The sequence below is a fragment of the Microcoleus sp. Pol8_D6 genome (genome assembly GCF_036700965.1).
Taxonomy (GTDB): domain Bacteria; phylum Cyanobacteriota; class Cyanobacteriia; order Cyanobacteriales; family Microcoleaceae; genus Microcoleus.
Map to the genome: position 1 here is coordinate 73396 of NZ_JAUBPW010000015.1, position 26556 is coordinate 99951.

Here is a 26556-nt window from a genome sequence, read left to right on the forward strand (position 1 = left end):
AATAAACTTGGGAAACAATACGACGATCCGCGTATAGGATTATGACGAAATTGCAACAAACTATCGTTTAAGTAGCCCTCTAGCAAAGTTAAATCCGGTCAGTGGAATTTCAACTCAAGTTGCATCCTGTCGATCGCTCTTTTCACATATTCAAGATGTGCGATCGCAGCTTGCCATCAAAACAGCGATCGCATGACCTTCCACTCTAGAGTGAACCTTCAAGCAAACTAACACTTTGTATTAATTCCATATCGTGTCGATTACATGACAACGAGTTTCTGGAGCAACTGCTCTTAATGTTCATGCACGATCGATGCCAACTACATAAAGATTTTCAGGATCGTACTGGAATCCCAATGGAACCTCTAGGGGTTGACTAACACTAAACGGTGCGACCCCTGCTCTCCGAAAAGTCACATGGGTTGTGACTTCTTTATAGCCAATATAGCCATATCCGTTAGTTGTCCGCGGATAAGCACTGAGCCGTATTTGATAAGCACAGGTGACAGGCGGAAATTTCGTTGGACTAACCGGACAATCAATCCATTGGTCAGCCACGCCCTGCCAGTTTCCACCTGGATAGGAACCCATACCAGACGGCAATAGGTTAATTGGCGGAGTCCCTGGCCCTCCATAGTATGCCTGTAGTCCAAAGAAAAGGAGATTCCCCTCCGGATCGTAGGCACGGAAGCGCACACGTACAGGATCGGGTGTTTCTGTAATGTCGATGATGGAACAGGGCGCAACTGACGCCCCTTTATAGGTGATGCCATAGATCTGCAACTCCGGCATGGCGTTATCAATGTAGAGTTGCAGTGTTTGGGGTGGTGAAATGATGACAGCACCTACAGCATTTTGAAATTCCACCTGGAACTCATGCACCCCAGTGGGTAGTGGTGCATCGCCCGAGCCACCTGCCGAGTTCAATTGGAATAGCAGATCCTTCGTAGAATAGTCCAACGATGGATTCTGCAATCCATAGCAATCATTGCTATCGGGACCAAAAGAATCCAGCACGTAAGTGCTGCCAGTCCACCGATAGTTTGCCCATGTCCGGCGTAGCGGTACAAAACTGCCACTACTGCCAAATCGATGGAGAATGCGATATTTCCTTGCCCCAGCCCCCCACAAAGCTAGTATGTTGGGACGATTATAGATAAAGTTGAGCGTTCCGCCAAAAGCTGCGTTCGTTACCGTCGGCACATAGGGGGCTGTCGTGGTGGCTCGTCCGCCACTGATAGTGGTAGCGGGAATCAGACCCACGCCACCGATGACAGGTCCAGCCATCCCCGGCGGATAGATCGCATCTGGACCCGTAGCTAAATAGATCTGGTGCAGGGATGCAAAGTTTGTAAAGAACGCTGGTGGAAAATCGGTCACAAACGAAGGCGACGTTGAGGCGACCCTTAGCCCAAAACGCACGTAGGGTAGCGTCATACCTCCCAATCCAGCGATCCCAATTTCCGATAACGCAATCCGCATCTCCCAAATTCGGTGAGGGGTCGCCGAATTCGGAGAGGGTCCAAATCCTTGCCGAACTACAGACGAGGTGGGCGTACCGAGAATGCCTGTCCAGCTTCCTGGTCCCAGATAGTATTGTCTTGCAATTTTGATGGGTAGGGACGGATAAATCCCATAATTCACATCAAAATTTGGTGTAATGCTGGTGCTCCGGTCAACATCGAAGCTTAACCAGAAATAGTCATCTACCCCGGGTGAATTACCAGTGTCACCGATCAGGTCTAGAGCCAGATAAAGAAATGTAGCATCATTCTTGAGCAGAATTACTCCATTGGGCATTGGCATGACACCAGCGTCTGTCCATTCTCCTGGAGAGAAACTGCCAGATAGCGAGATCGGTGTTGTGGCCCAATGACTAGTTACAGTTGTCATTTTTACTCCTTCTCAAATATTGTCTTCATTTTGTCCATTCAAAAATGCAGATTTCATTGAATAGCCTTTGCTTTCATACTCCTCCAAATAAACTTGAGAAACAATACGACGATCAGCGTATAGGATTATGAAGATATTGCAACAAATTACCATTTGAGTAGCCCCAACTTTTCTCTTGGCAACCATCACCGCACCCGTTCGAGTTTGTATAGTTTTTTGTAAAGATTATCCAAATGTTTTCGCACTGTTTCTTCACAGCAACCCAGCACTTTAGCTATAGCAGTTTTCAATCGGACATCTGTACTTAACTCAACTGAGAAATGCTATATTCCGGCATTGCTATTATTTTTGGCAATCCAAAACAACACCGGGGCCTCGCGTTTGGTGAGTCTTAGGAATTCCCAAGCAGCAATAGAGAAGGATTGCGGTTGTTGTTCTTCCCGTAGCAAGAAATATTGCTTCCCGATTTGATCGGGAATGAGACGGATGATCAGTCGTCTGAGTAATTTTAGGAATATTTAGCTAAGTTTTTGCGAACAGTCGCTACCAGCCATGAAAAAGGGGGATTGAATTCGTTAAGTCCCCCTTGAGAACGGAGATGCTGAAGGGTGGAGGATCAAACAACTGCTTGCAGCTTTTGAGCAGCAGAATTGAGTTGGTGCGTGCTGACTTTGATTTGCGATACACCCGAAGCCGTCTCCCGCGCACCGTGATTAATCGCATTCATCGCTTCGACCACTTGATTAATCGCAACTGCTTGTTGTTTGGCATTCAGCGAAATCTGTTGACTGCTGATGAAAACTTTGTTGATTGAGTTAGACACACCTGTGAATGCCTCTGCCATGCTATGGGCAAGGGACAAGCCTTCATTCACTGTCTTGTTGCCTTCATCGGTAACTATCACGGTGGAGTCGATCGCCGTTTGGATTTCCGATACCAGACTGTTGATCTTGACCGCAGACTTCTTACTTTCGTCAGCAAGTTTGCGAATTTCTCGAGCAACTACCGCAAAGCCTTTGCCATGATCGCCAGCACGGGCGGCTTCTACGGCGGCACTCACGGCGAGCATATTGGTTTGATTAGCTAAGTCACCCACCAAGCCCGAAATATTGCCAATCTGGTTGGTTTGTTCGCTCAGGCGCAAAATTTGTTGGGCGATCGCCCCCACTTTGTCCTTAAGGGTAGTCATCTCATCAAGAGTTTGGCGCACCGCTTTTGTACCGCCTTCAGTCAGCGAGAGGGCGTGACGTGCCCCTGAAGCAGAGACTTCAGCCTGTTCCGCCGATTGGCGCGAAGATGCGCCGAGTTCGTCCATCGTGGTCGAGGTTTCATTCACTGAGCTAGCTTGTTGCGAGACGGTGCGTTCTTGCTCTTCGACCGCACTGACGATTTGTGCCGAGGAGCTAGCAATTTCGCCGGCAGTTTGGTTGAGGGTATTGGCGATCGCCGTGGATATCAAGTATGCCACCACCAACGCAATAACTAAAGAAGCAACAGCACCCAATACCGACATCATGACCAACACACCGAGCGCATTTTTGGTGTTAGTTTCCGACTGCTTGACTAGCTTAGCTTGCTGAGTGTCAAACTCCGTCATAACAGCCTCGAAAGCCTTGAGATTTTCTGCACCCTGCTCTGCTGTGTCCATTACCAATTTACGGTTACCAGCTTTGGCCGCTTCAATCAGATTGCGGGCGCTCTTGTCATACTGGGTTGAAAATTCAATCATCTTGGTCATCCGTTCTTTTTGTTCATTGCTGAGGTTGTGAGTCAGATCTGAGGCTTGATCTTCAGTTTCCTTCAGCTTCTTGACACCCGCTTCGTAGCGATCGAGCGCTTCTTTGTCAAGGGTCAGAGCATAACCCCTTGACTGTCGGGCAATTTCTGACACTCTCAATTCAATGTAGTCTGACATCCTAGCAGCTTGTACTGCTTGCAATGCTTCCTCAAAGTTTTTACTAACTGTTTGCGATGTACTATAGACACCGATCGCTAGTCCTGCGATTAATCCTACTGGCACTGAGTAGCCAAGTAGCATTTTTCCTCTGAGTTTAAAGCTGTTCAACATAGATTTGATCCAAAATTTGACTTCAATCAATAGCTACACTTCGGTAGGAAATGATCGATGGCGGGTGGCGCCATTAATCGCCACCTACTCAACTTCTTCATCTCAACATCCCAGGATACCCGCACTCCCTTTCACTGCGTAAGGGGTCTTCTGCGAGTAGGGGTCTATAATACTGGATACCAAATTTTGCACGGGTAGATGTAAATTATACCATTATGTACTGTGGTATTTCCTTGAGTAGTTAGTGGAGTTTTCCGAGGAGTTTTCCGAGAGCAGGCGATCGATCTTAAGTTTGGTTGATGCTGTGGCTTACACCCCTTCATTTTAACAAAATAAGTTCGGCTCCTACAGGCAAATGATCGGACTCGGTTGCCTCCAAAACCGAACTAGATTTAGCACCCCAATGATTTGAATACCAAATATAATCAATCCGGCAAACGGGATAATTTAATCTCCAATTCGACCTTTTTACCAATAACTTAAGTTCCCAACCGTTAGGCCAGGTAAAACCAAACCCCAGTCCAGATTTTCGGAAGGAATCTTGCATGACTTTCTGCACCCTGTCATAGTCTTGAGTTTCGTCTGTCATATTAAAATCGCCCGCGACAATTACTGGCAGATTTTCTCGTTCAACTCGCTCCACTAAGTCTTGAATTTCAGGCGCTCGTTTGCCATATTTGTAAACTGGAATTTTGAGAAAACGCCCGAGTCTCGATTTCTTAAACCACGGCCCGGTAGCTTGCATATTGTAAATCACTACTTCTTGTTCGTTAAATTTAATAATTGCCCGTTGCTGCGTTTCTCGATGGCCGGCTAAGTGCAGTATTTCGCTGGATACAATCGGATATTTACTGAGAATTCCTACAGGGGGAGTGCCAATTTGATAGGGGTAGTCTGCTTTTAACCAGGTGAAAGCTCTTTCGGTATGTTTCCTAACGATTTCTTGTAAAAATATAATATCTGGTTTTTGCTGGTGAATCAGTTTAAATAAAGTAGGTGACTGAGTTGCATACCAACCGACGTTATGGGATAGAATTTTGAGACTGGGCTGCGAATTTGTAATATTTATTGGTGCGGGAGAAAAGTATTTAATGTGCAGCCAACTTATTAGGAAAATGCAGGCGATCGCAGAAATAATAGTGAACCATCTTTTTTTGATAATTAACAATCCGATGATGGCAATCAGGAAAGTGGGGAAGAAAATTAAGGGAATAAAAGTGCTAATTAAGCCCACAATCCACAGTCTATCCCAAAAAATTAGTTTGAGAATGAAATAGCAGATAATGAATCCTGAGTAGCTGTAAGCGAAAATTTTGGCAGATTCTTTAAGCCCTTTGTTTATTAAATCGGCTACTACATATTTCATTGGGAACCTATTAAAATAAAAACTTGCTTAAATCGAATTCTTCATTTGACCGATGTTGGTTGTCTCTTTCAGAAATCAACACCAACAAAAGGCGATCGGTATAATCCGCCGCACCCCGCAACTCTTCGCGCAAAATCTCCAGTCCGCCATTAGCATATTCTTCAAAAATTTGCAAGCGTTCTGCTTCCAATTTTTCGTCGAGATGGGAGAGAATTTGAGGATTTTTGGTTTCGGCGATCGCAATTAATTTAATCGCCATATCGTAACCCCTGGATACAAAAATATCAACATCTATCGCCCCCGGTTCTCGTTTAGAAATTTCCCCTAAAGGCGATCGTTTTTTTCGCTGTTTTCCCAAGGATGCGGCGAAGGCGATGACATCAGCGTAAGTCTGAAATGGCGCGGAGTTGTTATCCGATAAAGTTAAGGATTTGACTAACTCCGCTTTATCTTTAGCAATTCTAATTTTGTTAGCAGCCATTGGGATTAATATGTAATTTTTAACTGAGTAATTTGATTGAGAGAGTAACCGCAGATTAGAGGCAGATAAACACAGATTAACGCAGATAATTTTCAGAATGTCCGCAACAACATAATTTTTTGTGCAAAACCTCCTCTTGCTTCCCGCCGCTTCATTTGTTCCGCCAAAAGTCGATCGCCCGAAATGCCAAAACTCGCCATCACCGCATCTATCACCTCATACAAATCCGCCAATTCCGCCACCAAATCTTCTTCATCAGCCGCCGCCGCTTCCCCCGCTTCTTCAATCAATTTCTGCAGCAAAGCTTGACGGTATTCTGCCTCCGACAAAATTACAAACTCGCATTCATTCCCGCTTTTGCGAATAATTTCAGGAATGCGATCGCGCACCAACTTATGATACTCTTTTTCCACGTCCAACTCCCTTCAACCTTGACTAAAAGTTTGAATCAACCAGCGATTAATTTCCCCATCATCTTCTGTTTGACTCCGGTTCAAAGCTTCCTCAATTAACGCTATTGCTAAGCCAGGTAAAACCCGCGACTCTTGAATTCTCCCGCTACCTCCGCCATTTATCGCAAACGCAAAAACCTCCCGCGTGTTTGCACGTTCCACCCAATATTCACTAATTCCTGCATTTTCGTAAAGCAACCGCTTACTGCCTAAATCATCGTTAAAAGAAGATGCACCAATTTCTATTACCAAATTAGGCGGATCGTATTCATCCAAATCAACAGGTGAATTGCTGTCATTAGGAGGAACTCTCAAATCTGAACCGATGTAGTAAGCTAAATCAGGTTGAAACTCGCGAATACCTGATTTCCTAAAACTGGCATTAGCAAATTGAACTACTCGGATATTTCCCAATGTAGCAAACAGAATAACTACATACGGGATGATTGAATTATGACGCGCGTGCAATGGCCCTACTGGTGACATTTCTACCCTCATGTGTTCTTGATAGTAATAAAACTTGCCCTTTTCCCATGCTGAATCCTCAGCAAAATTCAGAAACTCTTCCCACGTCGCCTTCACCCAAATATCCGTTTCCAAAGCCTGCGTAATTGCCGAATTAGAAGTCATAATCCACCTCTACAATTTCCGTATATTCAAATTCATTCGGACTGCGCCTAACTAAAGGATAGCGCGTCCCGCCCAGTTCGATCGCATCTTCTTCACAATCAGCTTTCGGAGAATTGTACACCAGCACGTATTCCCTGCCGATGCAACTTTCCATCTCTTGAGCAACTTCTCCACGCCACTGAGTTTTTGTTACCAAAACTACCAATTGATTCGCCAACTTCGGCAGCTTATTTGCAATTTGCTTGCGATAAATCTCGTCCAAACTCCCAAAGGGAGAATCCATCACAATTGGAAACGTACTGCTATCCGGGCCCATCAAAGTATTCTTTTGACTCCACTCCCGCACGCCCTCAATAATCCCGCCGATAAACGATAAACTGAGAATTTGATTTTCTCCTGTAGAAGCGGCAACCCAAGATTCTTGTCCCGACGTATTTTCTACTAGCGTCAGTTCGTATTTATCGCTCAACTTGGGGATGTAAGGAGTAAAAGAAATTTGACTAAAAATATCTTGCACCCGCTTTTCCAACTGAGAACAAAACTGTTTTTCTAAGCGCGATCGCACTTCAGTTAGGCGATCGATCGCATCCTGAGTCGCAGCAATCCGGCGCTGGGCTAATACTTGCCTTTGCTCGTTCAGTTGCTGCTTATCGATTTGCTTGTCCAGATTCGCGATCGACGCATTCAAACTCTCAATCTGCTGCTGGTTAGAGCCTGTTTCCCGGTGCAAATCGCCAATTTTTGCCTCAATTTCATCCAAGCGCTTTTGCAAGCGGCTGACATCGCCTTCAGGAAAATTTCGCAGCTTGTTGTGAATATCGTCTAACTGCGTTTCCACCCGAGAAAGTTCGGTTCTGTCGCGACTGATATTGCCTTGCTGTCTGTCAATTTCTTCCCAAAAATCAGCCACTTGCCTATCAATTTCATTTACCCGATCGCTAATCCGAATAGTTGTTTCTTCCACATCGCCAACACCCGCCTTATCCATCCAACCACTAACCTGTTGGTGAGATTCAGAACCCTCCACTAATTCCGCACCGCAGATACACCGCTGCTGTGCTAATAACTCTTCCAAAAACGGCCGCTGAATCCCCGAAAGCAACTCGCCTTTTTCTCGTAAACCCCCGACAATAGCTTCAAATTCAACCGCCGCATCTGACAGAAATACCGCGTAACCGCGCATAGATATTGAGCGTTTTAGAGCATCTGTAGCTTCTGAAATTTGTTGCTTAAATAAATGGCGCTGCTTTTCCAATTCGTCTCGCAAATTTTGCAATTCGGCGGCACCGCCCAGTACCAGCAAATCACCGTTAACTGCTTTTCTTAACTCGCCTTGATGAATCAATTCTTGCTCAATTTCTAATTTCTTTTGCAAAAGTTGTTCTACCTCTTTTTGAGATCTTTGCTTCTCTTTCAAAAGTTTCTTAATTTCGGAACTGCCAATCATTCTTAAATCTGTTTCTAGAGACTTTCTGGCATCTCCCAAATGTCTAATCGAGCGATTCAGCACCTCTACTCCCAGCAACTCCTTAGTAGCTTCAGCAATTTCTGCTTTCTTATCGTGGCGGACAATTTGCTCGATTCGCTCTCCGTCAAAAAAGAAATATTGATGCAAACTTTCCGGCAAAATTCGTCCGATAATATCATCAGGATGCTGGGGCGGTAGCATCCAGCGGCCGTCATCTTTTGCTACCTGCATAAACAATTCGCCTTTGCTATATTCGACACTATTTTGACTTTTGTAAGCATGGCAACTGCGCCTTACTTGGTAGCGCTTGCTGTCGTGTTCAAACACGATTTCCACCCAACAAGGTACTCGTTTGCCCGGTTTGGCTTCCGCAATAGCGCGTTTATTTACTGATTGTTCTTCCGTAAAACCCGCGCTCAGATTTCCGTAAAGTCCCCAAGTAAAGGCATTCATCAAAGCTGTTTTTCCAGCACCGTTATTGCCGTGAATCACTGTAATATTTTGCGCGCCCCAGGCTAGCTTAATTTCGGGTGTTTGGCCGAAAAACTGCCTGAAATTGCACAGACTAATTGAAATCAGCTTCATACAATTGCTTCCTTAATAACTTTCAAAATGTCATCGCTAATATAGCGGGGAGCCCTCATGTACAGTTTATCTTTTTCAATTTCTAATACCCGTTCGATAATTTGTCGGACTTCGGGCGGCGCGCTAGTAATTGGTTCCTGTACGTCGCTCAATTCCTGATGAGTTTGATAAGAAGAACGATTTTCTGCTAAAATACTTGTTGGTACGGCTGCGATCGCACTATCTTCATATCTAAATGCCATAATCAGATTTTCATGCAGATTTTCAGTCATTTTTTTTCAAATATTAAAAACTAGCAACTCAAACTGCGATCGAATAATTCTCTATTCTCAAACATAAACCGAAGCTTAATAAATGTCAAATGTCTAATAGCCCGTAACGCCTCTGAATTTGCAGCAATTTCACTCTCGCTTCCCCAGCATTGTCGGCTAAATCCGCAAATTCCAAGAACCGCTTTAACTCTTTTCGCAGCAAATTGCGCTCGACTTCTAACGTTTCCCGACCTAAATCTGGAGGCAAAACTATCATGTCAAATAAAGTTGCCCTTTCCTTCCCCGGATGCGGCCGCAAAATCCGTCCCCGGCGCTGAATAAACTGGCGCGGATTGCTGCTGCTTGCTAAAATTACAGCATTGCGAATTGCTGGAATATCAACGCCTTCATCCAAACAGCGAATCGCGACTAAACCTTGCAATTCTCCACTCTCAAATTGTCGGCGCAATCGTTCTCTTTCTGCTAAAGGAGTTGCCGCAGTATAAGTGTTAACTCGGTAGCCTAATTCTGAACCCAATAACTTCGCGGTTTCTGTTAGTTGGCGGTTGTTATTTCGGCGGGCACCTCCTTCGATCGCACCGTCGCCGCAGTAAAATAAAGTATGGGCTGTGTCGAGACGGTGAATCATTAATTCTCGCAAAGCTGTTAATTTATTAGCCGCTGCCCCAATTAACCGAGCTCGCTGCATTAATAAAGTCGTTAAAGCATCGTTTTCTTCTACTTTTTCATCGCCCCAAAGCGCCCAGCCAATTTTTTTAGTTAAGTAGGAATATTTGCGGGTTTCGGCTTCTGTCAATTCTACTAAAATTGGATAGTATAAATAATGTACTAATGCTTTTTGGCGGATAGCATCAGCCAGGGTGAGTTCGGGCTGCAAAACAGGGCCGAAATAATCTAAAATAGCTTCGGTTCCTTGTTCGTCGAAATGCCTTTCTGGAGTGGCGGAAAGGGCGAGTCGCAGTCCAATATTGCGCGGCAAACTTTCTCCTAAACGCGGCGCGCCTAAGTTGTGAACTTCGTCTCCAATAATCAGGGTTTTTTCTGGGAAATAGCGCAGTTGCGATCGCAAACTATCTCCCATTAAGGTAGCATTGGTAGTGATGATTGTGAGAAATGCTTGATCGCCCGATCGCACTTCATACAAACCCCCAGCCAGCTTATTCTGCCAACTGCGGGCGCTATCAAAAGCCAAAATAGGTTTTAAACCAAATTTCTCCGATTCGCGCGCCCACTGATTCACCAGGTGGCAGTAAGGGCAAATTACGAGAAGGACTTGCAGGTTAATTTTATTGTATAATTCAGTGGCGATCGCCAGTGCAGTAATCGTCTTGCCACTACCCGTCGCCATCTTCAGCGTACCGCGTCCCTGATTCGCAAACCAATTAGCAACCGCCATTCGCTGATACTGTCGCAATTGCAGCGATGGCGGCATCTTCGGAAACCCAAATTGCGAATTATCAGCCGTTGAGCGATTCACCTTTAAATGCCGTTAGATGCAAAATTCCCTATACTCAACTTTAACTCATTTCTAATTAAAACTTAACAACTCAAACAAATTTGTCGCCGACAATTGCAAACCAGACAGCACATCCAGTACAGGTAAAATATCTTCATTCTCTTTAATCTCAGGTTCCTGCTGCGGTTTAAAAACAATTACCAATTCTTCTTCCGGGTCAATCAGCCAACCTAATTTAGTATGATTCTTGAGGCAAAACAGAATCTTATTAATTACGCGAGTTGAACTTTGCTCCGGCGATAAAATCTCAATTGTCCAATCCGGCGCAATTTCAAACCTATTTTCAATCTTTCCCTGAGAATTCAGAGGAATGCGCGGCCACTCGAACACTGCTATGTCTGGAACAATAGAACGTCCCCCAAAAGTGCAGCGCAATTCTGGAAACGCATAAGCTAATTTCTGCGGCTTGCCAACTCGATTAATAACAGATGGAAACTCGAATTGTAACGTGCTGTGTTTTCCTTGGGGCATAGCTTTTTGATAAATTTGACCGTCAACATACTCGCTAGCAGGCTTAGTCTCTGGCAATAGCAGAAACTCTTCCAGAGAAATCTTTGACGGAGACTGAATTGACGTTACCATAAGCCATTAAACCCTCAACAACTCAACTGGGCCATTAAAAATCTGCATCGCCGTCTGTTTCCCAATCCGCACAACTCTCCGATTCCACACCAGTAGGGTGCATCGCACAAACCAACAAATTTCCCCCGTAAACTTGACCGTGATAGTTGCGACAACCGCGACAAGCTGGCTGCTGCGTCGGCGAAGGGTCTACATAAGTCACCATCGACAAATCTATCTCATCAAACTCCGGGTCGAAGTCGCGGCAAATTTCAATTATCGGTTCGATAAATTCATTAAATAAACCGTCAAATTCATTGAAATAACCGTCTATGTCGTTAATCAGATTATTTTGTACTTGTTCTGTAAACTCTTCCGACATTTTTGCCAAAACGTCCAGCATTTCGACGAACTCTTCGCCCATTTCGGTGAAAAAATGCTCTACTTCAGAAACAGCATTTTCCATTACTCCAAAAAAATCTTTAGACCAATCTTCCATGAATTTGACAGCTTGCTATTACAAAATATTTTACAGACAAGTGCAGCCAGCCTCAAGTGAAGTGCTTGCACCTACTTTCAATTCTATTACCTATTGCCTGATATCCGTCCACATCTGACAGGGCAGATATTCAAAAAGGGAACTCAAGATTATTATCCTGAGTTCCCTTCATGCTTTGCTGAGCGAGCTTTTTCCTGCTTAATCCCGCTTCAGCCGCCGCAATTCCTCTTGTAAATTCTGCACCTGTTCGCGGAGCTTGTCTACGCCGCCTGTCTCTTTAGCATCTTTTGCCGAGACATCTTCTTCCTCAGAAACAATTTCAATCCGCCGAGGTTCAGCGGGTTTTTCGTTCCCAGCCGAGGCTACGGGGGGCTGCTGCTGAGCCTGTTGCACCATGTCATCAACAAAGCGGCGAGCTTCTTCCGTGGACATCTCGCCCCGCTTCACCAATTCGTCTGCCAGCTTTTGGGCTTCAGTGCGTAATTCAGTTAACTTGCTGCCAGCTTTTTCACCAGCGTAGGAAGCTAGCCCGACACCAAGGTAAACTGCTTTTTGTAAAATATCTCCGAAACCAGGCATAGGATCTACACCTCATAAAACTGGGTGAACCGGAGACCACGCCTATTACAAGCATCCCGTGTTGCTGCTACCTTCCGGTCCTGACAAGATTTGGGCGTTGGAATCGCGTGGGTCCAGTTCATAAATGAGTATAACACAGTTATTTATTCTTCAACCACACACCAGTGATAAATTTCATAAATAACGCAACCGTTCTTCACCAGCGGGTCTTCAGCGACGATCGCCTTCGCCTCATCCATCGAACCCGCCTCAAACATCAACATACCGCCGCCCCGCCTCGCCCAGTAGCCAGTTTTGGCTCGGTGTCCTTTAGAAATCAACTCTCGGACATAAGCTCTGTGAGCTGGCACGTATTGGTCAAAGACAGGTTTTTCGACAATTCCTTGCTCAATTTTGACAAACCAAGGCATTTTTATTTGGGATTTTAGATTTTATATTTTAGATTGGGAATGGGTGATCACCAATGGGATCTAGGGCAAATGCTCTCTATTCCATTTTGCACCATCCTTTCTTAACTGCGATGTTATCCGATGAACCAGTCAAAACAGCGATTTTTTATTGCCCTAGTGCCACCTCCCGATATTGAACAGCACATTACTGAGATTCAACAGTATTTTGCGGAACACTACAACAGCCGCAGTGCTTTGAATTCGCCGCCGCATATCACGCTGCAACCTCCTTTTCACTCGTTAGCGGAGGATGTTCCCAAATTAGAGGAAAGTTTGAAGGAGTTTTCGGCAAATCGGCTGTCAATTCCCGTTACTCTATCCAGTTTTGCTGCTTTCGCGCCGCGCGTCATTTACGTTGATGTTGTCAAATCGCCCGAATTGCTGGAGATTCACAAAGATTTGATGAGTTATTTGGAGGCAACTTTGGGAATAGTTGATCGAGTTTCTCAGGCTCGCCCATTTGTACCGCACATGACAGTAGCGTTTCGCGATTTAACTAAGGAGAATTTTCAAACGGCTTGGTTGGAATTCTCCGGGCGATCGCTCCACTTTGAGTTTACCGCTTCGGCGTTAACTTTACTGCTTCACGACGGCAGCCGCTGGAACATCAGCAACCAATTCCCCCTTTCCGCCTAAACTCTCTCTCTTCTTTTTCTTCCTTCGCCGACTTCGCGTCTTCGCGGTTCGTTTTCCCAAAAAAATCTTATTAGCAAATCCTGAGAAATAACATTTCCTCACTACAAACCTGTTTAAAATTAAAGACAAAATAGCCTACCGATCGCTCTTATTCGGAGTTGCAAGTGCCACAGTTCCGTAAACCGAAATTCCCGACTGTTCCAATATTTTAATTGCCGACTTAACCGTAGTACCGCTAGTGTAAATATCATCAACTAACAGCACTCGATCGCGCGGAAGGCGACGACGAAAATCTTTCCCCAAACTTAAAGCATTTTTCATTTCCGCTTGGCGCTGCTGTGGCGTCAGAGCGAATAAAGCCTGAGTATTTTTCACCCGCTCCAAACCGTGCCGCTGCAAAGGCAAACCAGTCACCTCGCAAAAACTTTCAGCCAAAAGTTCGGCCTGGTTAAAACCGCGCTCCTTGAGCTTTTCTTGATGCAGGGGAATCGGTACAACTGTTAAATTGTCTATAGCTAATTCCGGAAAACTCAGCCAAGCTTCTGCCAGCCAGCCGCCTAGAGGTTTGGCTAATTGCGGGTTGCCGTCATATTTCAAAGCTGCGATCGCGCGTTTGAGAGCCCCGCCATACTCACCCCACACAAAAACACGCTGCTGTGAATTCCAAAATCGACCGGAATCGCTTAACTGACATCGCTGAAGTTGCTTGTGACAGTACAAACAAAACTCTCCGGCGGCCGGTCGCTGACAAAGAGGACAGTTAGACTTAAGAAATAGATTGAGAAAAGATTTGACCAATCCCGTCCATTGTCGCTTGTTCATCCTAAAATTGTCGTAAGTGATTAATGGGAAAAACTTTCAACTTCAATCAGTTTCCACCGACAGGCTCGCAGCGTGAAAAACCTCTACTGGTTAGACAAAATTCAACCTTCAGACAGAGATGCAGTGGGAGAAAAAGCATTTTACTTGAGCTGTTTGCTCCAGAAAAATCATCCTGTTGTACCTGGTTTTGTCGTACCGGCTACCACATTCTGGCAGTTTTTAGAGTCGATCGAGTGCCTAGAACCGCTGTTTGCTGACTGGCCACACTCTTCACTGCACTTGAATGTCGATGAACCCAGACAATTGCAATCGATCGCCCGCAGCATCCGCCACCAAATCCTCGCCGGCAAACTGCCAGATTCACTGCTCTCCACCCTAGAGTCTGCTGTTTCTCAACTCAACTCCAAGTCAAACTTAAACTCCACAGCCTTAATTTTTCGCCCTTCCCTGACTTCCTGGAACCCGAAAACAGTGGGCATTCTGGCATCTCAGGCAGTACGGGCAGAACCCGAAGCCATTGGGGACGGACTCAAACGAGCTTGGGCAGAAATGTTCAGAGCCCGAAGTCTATTTTACTGGCAGCGGTGCGGCCTGCGGGTACAGCAAATCAATCCCGCAGTTTTGGTGCAGCCACTTCAAGAAGCCATCGCCGCGGGCGAGGTGAAAACAAAGGCGGGCGCACAGTGGGAAATCCAAGCCACCAGCGGTTTGGGATTGTCCCTCGCTAGGGGAGAAACCATCCCCGATTACTATCAAGTGCAGCCAGAAACAAGCGCGGTTAAATTCCAGCGGATCGGTTACAAAACATTAGCCTACAATCTCAAAGTCGGCGATGGTGAACCGAAAAAAAAACTGCTGCTGGGCAAGTTTGGTGCTTTCCCAATTTCCGATTCTCCATTTATAATTCCTGATTTTGCTGATTGTTGCGTGCAAGTTTTAGCGCTGGGAGAGGAAGCACAAACAGAATATGTTTTAGAGGAATCGCAACTGCAAGAAATCATTGAATTGAGTAAAAAAGCGATCGCGGAATTTGACTCGGATTTAATTTTAGAGTGGACGCTAAACCAGACAGCAAAAAGCGGCGAAGCGCAGTTTTATTTCACTCAAGTTCGTCTTGTCAAAGGGGAAAAAGTCACGCCACTAGAGGAAAATTCGAGATCCCTCCTGCAGCCAAACTCGATCGCCCCAGCCCGAACTCCTGCCATACTCAGAGGTGTGGCAGCAGCATCAGGAAAAGCCGAAGCAATTGCCCAAGTTATGACTAATTCCCACCCAGAAAACGCGGAATTCCTAGCCGGAGGCATTTTGGTAGCCCGGACAATCGAGCCGAATTGGCTGCCTTGGCTGAAGGTTGCTGCTGGGGTGGTGGCGGAACAAGGGGGCATGACAGGCCACGGCGCCATTTTAGCGAGAGAATTGGGAATTCCCGCCGTTGTGGGAGTGGCAGGGGCCACGCGGGCGATCGCCTCGGGCGATTCCGTGTTGGTAGACGGCGATAGCGGAGAAGTTTTTGCCCTCGCCCAACAGGATGCGATCGAGACAGGAGACAGCAGCCGACTTCGGGACACAGCAAAAAAGGCAAATATATACAGTACAGCAGCAAAAATGTCAATAGCCAAGCACCAATCTTCTACCTCCGATCGATCGTCCAATTGGGCGTCTAAATCTCGACAATCTGAGTCTACTCAATATGTTTGGGGTCCACCAACGGCGACTCAACTGCTAGTTAATGTCAGCCAAACAAGTTCGATTGACCGCCTCAAAAATCTGCCAATAGACGGCATCGGATTGCTGCGATCGGAATTAATGGCATTAGAAGCTTTGGACTGTCAAAACCCCAAAGTTTGGCTACAAGACGGTCGCCAATCGGAATTTGTCGATCGTATGGCGGATTGCCTCAGCTTATTTGCTGCTGCTGTTTCGCCGCGGCCAATATTTTATCGATCGCTCGATTTGCGCGAGTCAGGCGCCCACGGAAGTTTCAGTTATACCTTTGAACCAGAATTATTTGATTGGGAACTCTGCGTACTTCAAAAAGTCTGCGAGTCAGGCTATACAAATGTTAATTTAATTTTGCCTTTCGTGCGCTCAGTTGACGAGTTTATCTACTGCCGCCAGCGCTTAGAAACAGTTTGGAAAAACCGCTCAACAGAGTTTCAACTGTGGATTATGGCGGAAGTTCCTTCGGTGTTATTTTTATTGCCAGATTACGTAAAAGCCGGAGTTCAAGGAATTTCAATAGGAACCAACGATTTAACCCAATTGCTATTAGGAATTCACCGCCAATCCGACCAGGTAGCAGGTGCTTTCAACGGGCGCGATCGAGCAGTGATGAGGGCGATCGAACAATTAATCAAACAGGCCCGGGCCGCCGGCATTCCTTGCTCAATCTGCGGCGACGCTCCCGCATTGTATCCCGACACAGTTGAATCCTTCGTGCGGTGGGGAATTTCGTCTATTTCGGTCAATGTCGATGCTGCAGAACAAACTTCCAGGGCGATCGTCCGCGCCGAACAGCGCCTGCTGCTAGAAGCCGCTCGATCGATAATTAACAATTAACCACTTCCGAACGCACTTGACCCCAGAAATCCGGTTTCTACTTTAAATCATAGCTTTGGCAAGCAGCCACCCGCTCAGAAACCCGGTTTCTAGACAACCCGTGCATCCAGGACTATTAACAACTACAGAAACCCGGTTTCTAATTATATAGCAACCGCCCAGATAGTGAGGACGTTTTTAATTGGTGAAGCCCTTGCTTTTATTGCTTTTACTGCTTCTTCCTTCTTCCTTCTTCCTTCTATCCTTTACATCCGTTACATCCCGTACATTGCTCGTTGCCGAACTTCCTTCTTCCCTCTTCCTTCTTCCTTCTTCCTTCTTCCTTCTATCCTTTACATCCGTTACATCCGTTAAATAATCCGTTGCCGAACTTCCTTCTTGCTTCCACTAACATCCGATTTTAAAGCTAGGATAGAAATATCACCAATTCTTGACCCGGAGGTACAAACCGTGAAATCAAAAATTATTGCAACCGCAGCAATACTTGCCGCCCTAGCCTTTCTGCATCCTCACCCAGCATTATCTCAACCTGCAACTGACGGCGGGACAAAACCCGGATTTTGGCAACCTCAAGCCCAGGTTGACAATACTCGCAACATTACCCTCAGACTGTTAAATGAAACTGGATTAAACCTAGAATACGGTCAATCAGGTGCCAGCTTGTCATCCTTGCCCGTCGGAACCAGCAAAAACATCATTGTTCGTATCAGCAATCGCACCGGCGACATTGCCAATATTCCGATTAATACCACAGGAGGAAGCGCAACTTTGAAATACGACTATAACGTTGACTCGCAGACAAACATTGTGACGGTTCGCATCACCAGATCAGACCCCCGCACTAGGCAAGACCGCTCAGTTTATATTGATGAAAAAGGGCGAATTTACTCTTTCTAAGACTAACGCTCATCAACCCGGTTTCTCCTGATAAATTTTGCTTTTACCAGCAAGGTATCGCGGCAGAAATCGGGTTTCTAGACTAGCGTGTATAAATTCTGTCTTTCTCAAAAAGTTAGGAATCAAGTGCAGCTCACAAAGAAGCGATATTTTTGTGCAGCGGATTTGACATTTCATCCCCAAAATCAACTGCTGCTTGCAATTCGGCGCTAGTGGCGTACTGGTGCATCAGGTGGGTTTCGAGAGGATGTCAACCGCCGCATCACGGACTAATATCCGTCGTTTCTCTTGATACCTGCGCCTCGATTTCCCTCTTCTTTCGGTTTAGCTTTGTTCACTCGCAAGGGGCGCCCCATCCACTCTGCACCGTCTAATTCGGCAATTGCAGCGTCTTCTTGGGCATCCTCCATCATCTCAACAAATGCAAAACCGCGCATCCGACCGGTTTCCCTGTCGGTAGGCAAGACAACTCGCTTGACTGTGCCGTATTCTGCAAATACTGCTTTGAGGTCTTCTTCGGTGGCGCGGTAAGACAGATTTCCAATGTAGATAGTCATGTCGATCGAACTGAACTTGTTGTGCTATACATAATAACCTTTTAATTTAACTGTCAAGTGCTATCTAGCATACAACTGGGCGATCGACTCTGACTAAAAGGATTTGCCGCACTCACCAACCCTTGGTACTGGCTGCAATAGTTAGTTTAATCAAAACTCATATCCTCACTCCCCCTGCGGATGAGTGAGGATATAAGTGAGGATATAAGTTTTGGGGCGGCGAGGAATCCCACCCCTGAACAATACTTGATTTTAATCAGATCACTGATGGGTGGGCGAGGAATCACCAAGCATCTTCGGAAACAAAGCGACTAACAAGGTATAGCATTCCTAAATCATTTGTGAATTTCTTACTCCCTCAGAGCGGCTAAGGGGAGGGTTGGGGTGGGGTAAAAAATTTACGACTCCTGCAAGGATTGCTATCTAAGGGTTCATAAAGTTATAATATAAGTTAATTTAAAAAAAAATGATACAATTACATTTGATACTTTTATGATGCGACAACCTACCCAAACCATGGAAAAATGCTTTGTTAGTGATGGAAAATAGTCATATAAATAGAGAAAATAAGTAAAGAAACTAATCAAAAAAAGGGGCTAAAATAATATAATTGTCACCCCCTTCTCGCCATTTATCACAAACCTGAGAATTTATGGTCAAAACTTAAATATATTTTCAGTTTTATCAACATAACAAATTATCAATAATTAGGAAAGGCGATCGAGTTTGCATTCCGTCAACTTTCTCAGCACAAGATTTGGAACTGGTTTACACACTGCTGTTATTGTACTTCATCTATCTGAGAAAGGCTCTGCAGGAATCGCTTGTGTCTGTGCAGACTTTCTAGCGGGGACTGAGCAATTCAATCTACCCCAGTGTGGAAATCCCGTAAGGGAAAAACGCGAAAAGCCAAACTGTGACGTTTGGAAGCCCACGCCATAACTGTAATCAGTTTGGCGTTGGGAGGATGTTACTGTTTTTCCTTAGTCGATCGAGATTGACTGAGGCCCCGTGCTTTTACCGTTGGTGGGTTCGGCTGGGGGAGTAGTGTAGGAAGTTGAACCAGCTTGCTCGTCGATCCAGCTTTTAACGGGATCTTCGTGAAGGTTGAGTCGAAGCAGACCAGATAAAAATCCGCCCGCGAAGGCGATCGGCTGTTCGATCAATTCTTTCGCCATTGGGATGAGTTCGTCGAGGAACATTCAAGAGTCTCCTTGTGTTGCAGGGGTTCTACCTTAACTGTATCGTTTGTACTGCGATGCTGGCAGCAGGCTACAAAAAACCTTCCAGCGCTGAAAATGGGCGATCGGGCAATTTTTCGGCTCATGACTTACAATGCTAATCAAATTGCTGCAAAAATTTTATGTGCCGTTTGCTTGGCTACCTAGGGGAGCCGATTTTACTTGATGCTATTCTGTACAAGCCGGAACATTCCCTAATTGTGCAGAGTTACCAGCCCCGCGAAATGACTTCTGGTCTACTCAATGCTGACGGTTTTGGTATTGGTTGGTATCACCCGCACCTAGATACTGACCCGTTTACCTATAAAAATGTACAGCCAATTTGGAGCGACATTAACCTTCCGAGTATCAGTCGATACGTTGAATCTGGATGCGCGATCGGATATGTTCGCAGTGCAACTTCAGGACAAGCTGTAGATTTGAGCAACTGTCAGCCGTTTCAGAACGATCGCCTGCTGTTCGTACACAACGGCTTCGTGAAGAATTTTCGGCAAACTCTTTACAGACCAATTCGCGATCGACTCAGCGATACGCTTTATCAATCAATTAACGGCACTACAGATTCAGAGCATATTTTCGGCTTGTTTGTCAATGAATTGACAGTCGCCAATGTGACTCTAGAAGCTGCTTTGCGAAACTCGCTGAAAACTTTGGCAGAGCTAGCAAACTTTCACCAAGTAGAATTTTCAGCTAATATCATTATCAGTGACGGACACCAGCTTGTTGCCTCTCGCTTTGCTTCCCAAAAAACCCCTCCTTCCCTCTATTGGCTGCGGGACGATTTAAATTTCCCGGATTCTGTCATCATTGCTTCTGAACCTTTATTTGCTGGCAATTGGCACGAGTGCCCAGTCCAGAGCATTATCAGTACCGGAGTAGAGCGTGATATCGAAATCTATCCAATCTTGTAGAGAGGCAATTTATCGCGATTTGCAGCAGTGTCGCAGCGGCACTTTCAAGCTATTTGCAGACATCGATTATGATACTTTTTGCCGTCAAGCTCATCCTGATTTCAGTCCAGTTGGCTGGCACTTAGGTCACATTGCTTATACTGAGGATTTGTGGCTGTTGCAGCGATGTGCTGGCTTGGAACCTGTCTTTCCTCAGTATCACCAACTGTTTGCTGCTGATATTTTGCCGAAAAAACAACGGGTTTTTCTGCCGACGTTACCTGAAGTTGAATTATATCTAGACGCGGTGAGAAAAAAGGTGTTAGATTATTTGGAATTAGCACCGATCGACGAGCAAGAACGTCTCTGGCGGTTTATTATTCAGCACGAAAGCCAGCACTGCGAAACAGTTGCTTTCGTGTTGCAAATGCACAGGAAGAAGGAAGAAGGAAGAGGGAAGAAGGAACAGGGAAGAAGGAAGAAGGAAGAAGGAAGAGGGAAGAAGGAAGAAGGAAGAAGGAAGAAGGAAGAAGGAATATTAATGCCCAATTCCCAATGCCCAATGCCCAATGCCCAATTCCCAATGCCCAATTCAGCGATTGAAATTCCGGGCGGGGAATTTTACATGGGAAGCGATGCTGCTGAGGCTTTGGATAATGAGCGATCGCGCCACCTGTGTTATTTAGAAGCATACTCGATCGATCGCTATCCCGTCACTTGCCGTCAATACCAAGATTTCATGGAATCCGGCGGCTATCAAAACCCTGATTGGTGGTCAGCGGAGGGCTGGAAATGGCTGCAAGGCGAAGCCGTCTCTCAACCGCTTTACTGGTCAGAAAATCCAGCTTTCAACAACCATCCAGTTTGCGGCGTGAGTTGGTACGAAGCCGAAGCTTACTGCAACTTTGTTGGCAAGCGTTTGCCATCGGAAGCGGAATGGGAAAAAGCTGCGAGTTGGGATGCAATAAATCAAACATATCGCATCTATCCTTGGGGAGAAGAACCGCCAAACGGCAGCCTGTGCAATCACGGCAATAATATTGCCAATACCTCGCCAGTTGATGCCTTTCCCAAAGGAGCAAGTGCGTCGGGTTGCTGGGATATGTTGGGGAATGTTTGGGAGTGGACTGCTTCAACCTTTGACGCCTATCCGGGATTTGAAAGTTATCCTTACAGGGGATATTCTCAAGTTTATTTTGATGCAGAACACCGGGTTTTGAAAGGCGGGAGTTGGGCGACTTTTCCGCAGGCACTGCGATCGACCTTTCGGAATTGGTATTATCCGGGCGTGCGGCAAATTATTGCTGGTTTTCGCTGCGCTAAGTAGTTGGCTAGGTAATTATAATTACTATCAAATTTGTTTATAGTTAAAAATTTATTCATCCGACTTTTCAGCTTAACAAATTCCTTAATACTTGCATTACAAAGCTTATTTGACGAACATCAGATAAATGGCTGGAGAGGGAATTGGGAAAAAAAATTGTTTGCGAAATGCCCAAGTTTTTTCCATGTAACAAGCTCAAAGAAAACTACTTTGGTTAAGTATTCAATAATTTTTGTGGATAAATTTTAAGTTTTAATTGTGGATGCGATCGCCATTGGGTGAGACAATACAGAACGGAGAGCGGTATGAAACATCTGACTTGAGCGCGATATTTGGCAACGCGACTGCGTGCTATACCCATGTGTGCATCTAAAAATTACTTTATGAAATCCCCAAGACTGTCCGACACAACCAACTCAGCCTCAACGAAAGAAAACCGGCTGCACTTAGAGCGCCTGGTGAGCGCTGCGGCACTGACACCAGCAGAAATCAATGCTGGCAGCGATGCAGTTAGCGGGTTGACTCAAACCCCCAAATCCCTGCCTCCCAAGTATTTCTACGACGATCGCGGATCAAAGCTGTTTGAGTTGATTTGCCAGTTGCCGGAATACTACTTGACGCGCACTGAGACGGCTATTTTGCAGGGGTGCGCGGGGGCGATCGCCAATTTAACTGGCCCCTGCGAAATCGTCGAACTCGGCAGCGGCAGTTCCACCAAGACTCGCATTCTCCTCGATGCTTACAGTCAACGGGAATATCCCCTGCACTATTTGCCGATCGACATCAGTCCTACTATCCTAGAAAGCAGCGCTTGTCAACTGTTGGCAGATTATCCGTCGCTCCAGATTCACGGACTTGTCAGCACTTACGAATTAGCCTTAGCTAAAATTGCACCGTCGCCGTTGCCAACCCGAATGATTTGCTTTCTAGGCAGTACCCTCGGCAATCTCAACGCTCAAGAATGCGATTTGTTCTTCTCGCAAATTGTCGGTGCATTGCAGCCTGGAGAGTATTTTTTGCTGGGAATTGACTTGGACAAATCTAAGGATATTTTAGAGCCTGCATACGATGACAGTCAAGGAGTAACGGCAGCATTTAACTTGAATATGCTGCGACATTTAAATCGAAAATATGAGGGAAATTTTGATTTAGCACAGTTCGAGCATTGGGCTTTTTACAATCAAGAGGAATGTCAAATTGAAATGCACTTAAAAAGTAAAAAAGCGCAAACAGTGCAGTTGCGTTCTCTCAATTTAACAATTGAATTTGCAGCGGGAGAAACTATTCGCAGCGAAATATCGCGCAAGTTTAATCTCAATACTGTAAAAAAAGAACTTTCGCAGCGTGGTTTAATGCCTGTGCAGGTTTGGACAGATCCAAATCAGTGGTTTGGCTTGATGCTTTGTCAGATGTCAGTTGACAGTTGACAGTTGACAGTTGACAGTTGACAGTTGGCAGTTGCCAATTGCCAATTGCCAATTGCCAATTATTATTTGTTATTTGTTTTGAATATCTCCCAATAATCAGTAACTACTGACTACTGACTGCTGACTACTGACTAATAACGTTCGCGAGCGGGGACAGCACTATGACTACTGACTACTGACTACTGACTACTGACTACTGACTACTGACCAATTAACAAATCGGCCGCTGTCCTGGTTTGACGGCGTGAATGTACTCGCTGCCCGAGGTCGGCCATCCCCGCTTGTAATAAGCTTCCTCTGGCTTCCCCCAGCCCAACTGCAACAAAATTTCTAGAAAATCCAACTTTTCCCACTTCGAGAGACTGGCCCATTCTGTGCGCTGGGCTATAGCCTCTACATCAACCGGCTCGATCGATCGAAAATCCTTCCCGCTGTTAATGCTTAAATACAAATCCATCCCCGCAGTTACCTGCTGCCAGAATTCCAACATAGCAATCTTAGCTGCCTTCAACGTAATCAAATCAACCGGTAGAGCTATTAATTCGTCATCCACTGCCGGATAGCGTAGAGTATTGCCTTTAACCGCCATTTCCCGCCAGACAATCCCAGAAACTTGATGTTCCCGCTGGTATTCGTGCACGGCAGCCTTAAAATTTTGATAAGCAGTGAACTTCTGAACTCCCTCAGATTTGAGAAAGCGGTCAATCACGGGGTTGCCTGTAGCAGGAGTTTCAGTCAAATTGAGACGCCGCCCATGCAAGCAGGCTTGGCGCTCTTCTTCGAGGATTTTAATGAGTTCCGCCGTGCTGTAGACCTTGGACATCTTTATTGAGGCAAAATCAAGATATTGGCTGATATTCGGCTGGTTTTCTCGACTAATCTTCGGTAAAGATAGTTTTGCTGTTCTAGGCAATATTCAGTTTTGCCGTTATTCTAACTTTTCTTGCTGCTTAATTCTAGTTTGATAGTTTACAGGCGTCGAGCCGCGAAATCCCGACAGCCTCTTAAAAAAAGCAGTTAACAGGGTACTGAATCACGAACTAGACTCGAAACTGCACCGCCGACGTATCTCGCGGGATTTTTCGCCAAAAACAAAGCCCCCTCCAAGGAGGGGGCAAAACTGATTTAGAGGTTTGGGAGTTTTATTTGATGGGTCGATCGAACAACCCGAAAAAAAAGCAGCATTCGCACCTGCCGTCAACTACCAAAACTCAAATTTTCAGTCTCAAAGCTTAGTAGCGTCGAGAAGAGCGATCTTTGTCGCCCCAGCCGCCGCCGCCACCCGATGAGCGTTTGTTGTCTTCGCGAGGTTTGGCTTTGTTGACTTTCAAGTCACGGCCCATCCACTCAGCACCGTCTAAAGCTGCGATGGCTGCTGCTTCTTCTGCCTCGCTTGCCATTTCCACAAAAGCAAAACCCCGCATCCTGCCTGTTTCCCGGTCCATTGGCACTTGGACGCGGCTTACAGTACCGTACTCGGCAAATACTTCGTTGAGGTCATCTGATGTTACCTCATATGAAAGATTACCCACGTAAATCGACATAAAATCTCCAGAATCATTAGGGTGCAGAGACTTAGATTCGGAGAGACGCTTGTAAATAAACACCAACAAACTACGCAACCGAATTTAATTCTTGGAAAACCACTATAACATGAAGCCAGCAGAATCAGCAATTGGCTGTCATAATTTTCAATGTTGGGTGCCGAGCGGGCAATCGGCAACAGAAAGTATTCTTGATAAATGACATCTTACACTCTTGGCATCCTCCGGTTGGTTTCTTGCTGCGCGATCGACCTGATATCTGAAATTTTGCGTCGCTGTTACCAGGTTGATTGGGTCTGATTGAGACCAGTGCCTGAGATTCACTTATAACTAACATCACCCACTGTTCTCCTTGGACAAGCCTCCTGCCCGTTCCACCAGAGATAAATGTTTTTAGCCCAGGATTAATCTTCCGAGTCAATCTCCCATCTTCCATCTCCCGTCTCTCATCGCATCCGATTTAGCGCCCGATAATGGCGGCTCCCCAATAATTATCAAAAGAGTTATTAGCCATATCTACGCGCATTTTATACTTAGATAGCAATCCTCGCATGATTTGTGAATTTCTTACTCGCTCCCCCATCTCGCGGGGAGGGTTGGGGTGGGGTAAAAATTTTACGACTCCTGCAAGGATTGCTATCTAAGTATAATTATTTCTTTAATATTTCGATTTTATTCATTTTTTAAGGCTTTATGTAGTTTCTCTATTTGCTCTTTCTCTAAGATGATTCTCGGCTGTGATTTTTACACTAATTGCATGAAGTTTGTTTTCGATTCTACCGTATTTAAATGCCTAAAAGTTTATGTCCTGGGAAAGATGCGATCGCACTCCTACCTCCCTACCATTGTAAAAGTTGAACGTCCACAGTCCACAAAGATTGTCTAGTACAGACAGAAGCAAGCCTAGACAAAAGAGCGTGGAGCAGTTACAGAGGATTTTAAATGGTTATAAACAGTTCGTTGACCCGGCCCTTGGCTGTCGTGACGGGTGCCTCTAACGGTATCGGCTACGAACTCGCCAAACAGTTCGCTCAAAACGGCTTCGATCTCCTAGTCACCGCCACCGGAGCGAGCATCAATGAAGCGGCTCAAGCCTTTGAGGGGCTCGGTGCCAAAGTCGATACAGTGCAGGCAGACCTCGCTACCTACGACGGTGTTGAGACGCTCTACAACCAGATAAAAGCGACTAATCGGCCAGTGGATGCGATCGCAATTAATGCCGGTGTCGGCGTAGGCGGCGACTTTGCCCGCGAAACCGACTTGAAGGACGAACTAAATCTGATTAACCTCAACGTTGTCTCGTCTGTGCATTTGGCTAAACGGGTAGTTAAGGATATGGTCGATCGCGGTGAAGGACGGATTCTATTTACTTCCTCCATTGCCGCCCTGATGCCCGGCCCGTTCGAGGCAGTCTATGCAGCATCCAAAGCCTTCATCCACTCGTTTTCCGAAGGACTCCGCAATGAGTTAAAAGATACAGGTGTAACTGTCACCTCGCTCATGCCCGGCCCAACCGATACTAACTTCTTCCATCGGGCGGGAATGGACGACACAAAGGCGGGCGCCGACAAGAAAGATGATCCAGCCGAGGTTGCCAAGCAGGGATTTGAAGCCTTGATGGCCGGCAAGGACAACATCATTGCAGGTTCACTCAAGACAAAGATTCTCGCCAGCGCCAGCAAAGTTTTACCTGATACCGTTAATGCCGAAATGCACCGCCAGCTTACTGAACCGGGTTCTGCTAACAAATAATTCGCGCCCGTCTTAAGCTGTTGTGCATTTAAAACGCATATTGTATTATACAATATAACCATATTTATGAAAAGTCAATGCCGAGTAA

The 26556-nt window shown here is 45.7% G+C and carries 25 protein-coding genes and 1 other RNA gene; 7 read left to right on the forward strand and 19 right to left on the reverse strand.

Features of this window, described 5'->3' with window-relative positions:
• Positions 1 to 300: 300 nt before the first annotated feature.
• The 14 genes from QUA10_RS08965 to QUA10_RS09030 form a co-directional block, all read right to left on the reverse strand.
• Positions 301 to 1893 carry a hypothetical protein gene (locus QUA10_RS08965; RefSeq protein WP_333082406.1) on the reverse strand — a complete coding sequence of 531 codons (1593 nt, stop codon included), beginning with the start codon at positions 1891 to 1893 and terminating at the stop codon, positions 301 to 303.
• Positions 1894 to 2509: 616 nt separating this feature from the next.
• The gene (locus tag QUA10_RS08970; protein ID WP_333082405.1) at positions 2510 to 3961 is read right to left on the reverse strand and encodes a methyl-accepting chemotaxis protein; all 1452 of its coding nucleotides are present in this window, start codon (positions 3959 to 3961) and stop codon (positions 2510 to 2512) included.
• A gap of 319 nt (positions 3962 to 4280) precedes the next feature.
• Complete coding sequence (locus QUA10_RS08975) at positions 4281 to 5327, reverse strand: endonuclease/exonuclease/phosphatase family protein (protein WP_333082404.1); 1047 nt, start codon at positions 5325 to 5327, stop codon at positions 4281 to 4283.
• 10 nt (positions 5328 to 5337) lie between these two features.
• Entirely contained in the window at positions 5338 to 5808 is a 471-nt protein-coding gene (locus QUA10_RS08980) for a DNA phosphorothioation-associated protein 4 (protein ID WP_333082402.1), read from the reverse strand.
• A 92-nt stretch (positions 5809 to 5900) separates the two neighbouring features.
• Positions 5901 to 6221, reverse strand: a complete 321-nt coding sequence (locus QUA10_RS08985; RefSeq protein ID WP_333082401.1) for a nucleoside triphosphate pyrophosphohydrolase — start codon at positions 6219 to 6221, stop codon at positions 5901 to 5903.
• Between the two features lie 12 nt (positions 6222 to 6233).
• Complete coding sequence (locus QUA10_RS08990) at positions 6234 to 6890, reverse strand: Uma2 family endonuclease (protein ID WP_333082400.1); 657 nt, start codon at positions 6888 to 6890, stop codon at positions 6234 to 6236.
• Positions 6880 to 8943, reverse strand: coding sequence for an AAA family ATPase (locus tag QUA10_RS08995; protein ID WP_333082399.1), 2064 nt, complete (start codon positions 8941 to 8943; stop codon positions 6880 to 6882). The genes QUA10_RS08990 and QUA10_RS08995 overlap by 11 nt, the downstream gene beginning before the upstream one ends.
• Positions 8940 to 9215, reverse strand: coding sequence for a hypothetical protein (locus tag QUA10_RS09000; protein WP_333082398.1), 276 nt, complete (start codon positions 9213 to 9215; stop codon positions 8940 to 8942). Before QUA10_RS09000 ends, QUA10_RS08995 begins: the two co-directional genes overlap by 4 nt.
• An 85-nt stretch (positions 9216 to 9300) precedes the next feature.
• A complete protein-coding gene (locus tag QUA10_RS09005) occupies positions 9301 to 10647 on the reverse strand; it encodes a DNA phosphorothioation system restriction enzyme (protein ID WP_333082460.1) in 1347 nt (448 codons plus the stop codon).
• Positions 10648 to 10743: 96 nt separating this feature from the next.
• Positions 10744 to 11313 (reverse strand): Uma2 family endonuclease, encoded by a 570-nt coding sequence (locus tag QUA10_RS09010; RefSeq protein ID WP_333082396.1) that lies wholly within the window; start codon positions 11311 to 11313, stop codon positions 10744 to 10746.
• Positions 11314 to 11347: 34 nt separating this feature from the next.
• On the reverse strand, positions 11348 to 11791 hold the full coding sequence (locus QUA10_RS09015) for a hypothetical protein (RefSeq protein WP_333082395.1): 444 nt from the start codon (positions 11789 to 11791) through the stop codon (positions 11348 to 11350).
• Between the two features lie 198 nt (positions 11792 to 11989).
• Entirely contained in the window at positions 11990 to 12370 is a 381-nt protein-coding gene (locus QUA10_RS09020; RefSeq protein ID WP_333056143.1) for a phasin-related domain-containing protein, read from the reverse strand.
• A gap of 23 nt (positions 12371 to 12393) precedes the next feature.
• Positions 12394 to 12490: signal recognition particle sRNA small type (ffs, locus tag QUA10_RS09025), an RNA gene on the reverse strand.
• Positions 12491 to 12513: 23 nt separating this feature from the next.
• Positions 12514 to 12780 carry a YciI family protein gene (locus QUA10_RS09030; protein WP_265234333.1) on the reverse strand — a complete coding sequence of 89 codons (267 nt, stop codon included), beginning with the start codon at positions 12778 to 12780 and terminating at the stop codon, positions 12514 to 12516.
• A gap of 120 nt (positions 12781 to 12900) precedes the next feature.
• Here QUA10_RS09030 and QUA10_RS09035 point away from each other — a divergent pair, with 120 nt between their 5' ends.
• Positions 12901 to 13455, forward strand: a complete 555-nt coding sequence (locus QUA10_RS09035) for a 2'-5' RNA ligase family protein (protein ID WP_333082394.1) — start codon at positions 12901 to 12903, stop codon at positions 13453 to 13455.
• Positions 13456 to 13590: 135 nt separating this feature from the next.
• On the opposite strand, the gene QUA10_RS09040 is transcribed toward QUA10_RS09035, so the two are convergent.
• The gene (locus tag QUA10_RS09040) at positions 13591 to 14277 is read right to left on the reverse strand and encodes a ComF family protein (protein WP_333082393.1); all 687 of its coding nucleotides are present in this window, start codon (positions 14275 to 14277) and stop codon (positions 13591 to 13593) included.
• Positions 14278 to 14349: 72 nt separating this feature from the next.
• On the opposite strand from QUA10_RS09040, the gene QUA10_RS09045 reads away from it, so the two are divergent.
• The gene (locus QUA10_RS09045; protein ID WP_333082392.1) at positions 14350 to 16836 is read left to right on the forward strand and encodes a putative PEP-binding protein; all 2487 of its coding nucleotides are present in this window, start codon (positions 14350 to 14352) and stop codon (positions 16834 to 16836) included.
• Between the two features lie 450 nt (positions 16837 to 17286).
• Positions 17287 to 17733 carry a hypothetical protein gene (locus tag QUA10_RS09050; RefSeq protein ID WP_333082391.1) on the forward strand — a complete coding sequence of 149 codons (447 nt, stop codon included), beginning with the start codon at positions 17287 to 17289 and terminating at the stop codon, positions 17731 to 17733.
• Positions 17734 to 18002: 269 nt separating this feature from the next.
• On the opposite strand, the gene QUA10_RS09055 is transcribed toward QUA10_RS09050, so the two are convergent.
• Positions 18003 to 18290, reverse strand: coding sequence for an RNA recognition motif domain-containing protein (locus QUA10_RS09055; protein ID WP_015179076.1), 288 nt, complete (start codon positions 18288 to 18290; stop codon positions 18003 to 18005).
• A gap of 983 nt (positions 18291 to 19273) precedes the next feature.
• Positions 19274 to 19492 (reverse strand): hypothetical protein, encoded by a 219-nt coding sequence (locus QUA10_RS09060; protein ID WP_190736419.1) that lies wholly within the window; start codon positions 19490 to 19492, stop codon positions 19274 to 19276.
• Between the two features lie 161 nt (positions 19493 to 19653).
• On the opposite strand from QUA10_RS09060, the gene egtC reads away from it, so the two are divergent.
• The 3 genes from egtC to egtD all read left to right on the forward strand — a co-directional run bounded on the left by egtC (position 19654) and on the right by egtD (position 23172).
• The gene (gene egtC, locus QUA10_RS09065; RefSeq protein ID WP_333082389.1) at positions 19654 to 20442 is read left to right on the forward strand and encodes an ergothioneine biosynthesis protein EgtC; all 789 of its coding nucleotides are present in this window, start codon (positions 19654 to 19656) and stop codon (positions 20440 to 20442) included.
• Positions 20414 to 21748 carry an ergothioneine biosynthesis protein EgtB gene (locus QUA10_RS09070; protein ID WP_333082388.1) on the forward strand — a complete coding sequence of 445 codons (1335 nt, stop codon included), beginning with the start codon at positions 20414 to 20416 and terminating at the stop codon, positions 21746 to 21748. Before egtC ends, QUA10_RS09070 begins: the two co-directional genes overlap by 29 nt.
• A 380-nt stretch (positions 21749 to 22128) precedes the next feature.
• The gene (gene egtD, locus QUA10_RS09075) at positions 22129 to 23172 is read left to right on the forward strand and encodes an L-histidine N(alpha)-methyltransferase (protein ID WP_333082387.1); all 1044 of its coding nucleotides are present in this window, start codon (positions 22129 to 22131) and stop codon (positions 23170 to 23172) included.
• A 211-nt stretch (positions 23173 to 23383) separates the two neighbouring features.
• On the opposite strand, the gene QUA10_RS09080 is transcribed toward egtD, so the two are convergent.
• Complete coding sequence (locus QUA10_RS09080; RefSeq protein ID WP_172191765.1) at positions 23384 to 23995, reverse strand: hypothetical protein; 612 nt, start codon at positions 23993 to 23995, stop codon at positions 23384 to 23386.
• Between the two features lie 409 nt (positions 23996 to 24404).
• A complete protein-coding gene (locus tag QUA10_RS09085) occupies positions 24405 to 24716 on the reverse strand; it encodes an RNA-binding protein (protein ID WP_333082386.1) in 312 nt (103 codons plus the stop codon).
• 981 nt (positions 24717 to 25697) lie between these two features.
• Here QUA10_RS09085 and QUA10_RS09090 point away from each other — a divergent pair.
• Entirely contained in the window at positions 25698 to 26468 is a 771-nt protein-coding gene (locus tag QUA10_RS09090) for an SDR family NAD(P)-dependent oxidoreductase (protein ID WP_333082385.1), read from the forward strand.
• The last annotated feature ends 88 nt before the right edge of the window (positions 26469 to 26556 follow it).